The following is a 287-nucleotide window of genomic DNA, read 5'->3' as shown; positions in this document are numbered from 1 at the left end:
AAGTGTTAACCGACATCTCCGGTTTTGATGATGACCAAAGGTGATGGTTCATATTGCCTGCATCAATAATTAAAAAAGCGAGATCGAACAAAGAGTAGTCGCGAATATTGAGCGAGAAAGAGGAAGGCTAGGCGGCGGCTATACTTGCGCCTGAATCTGATACTGACGTTGAGCTGTCGACAGCTCGTTGTAGAGCGTCGCATTTGGTAAATCAGGTAACTGTTTACTTGCCAGTTTACGCCGGTCATGACCAGAAAGGTTTTGGTAAACCTCTTCAGGGAAGTCGG

The 287-nt window shown here is 46.0% G+C and carries 1 protein-coding gene; it reads right to left on the bottom strand.

Annotated features, from left to right (window positions below; genetic code table 11):
* Positions 1 to 138 precede the first annotated feature (138 nt).
* Positions 139 to 287, bottom strand: a 149-nt coding sequence (locus tag AB4653_RS25675; RefSeq protein ID WP_372105639.1) for a VC2046/SO_2500 family protein, incomplete at its 5' end; no start/stop codon positions are given.

The organism is Vibrio sp. 10N.222.48.A3 (assembly GCF_041475345.1).
Classification (GTDB): domain Bacteria; phylum Pseudomonadota; class Gammaproteobacteria; order Enterobacterales; family Vibrionaceae; genus Vibrio; species Vibrio tasmaniensis_A.
The sequence above is the reverse complement of the archived record's forward strand: the minus strand, read 5'-3'. Positions and strand labels throughout refer to the sequence as shown.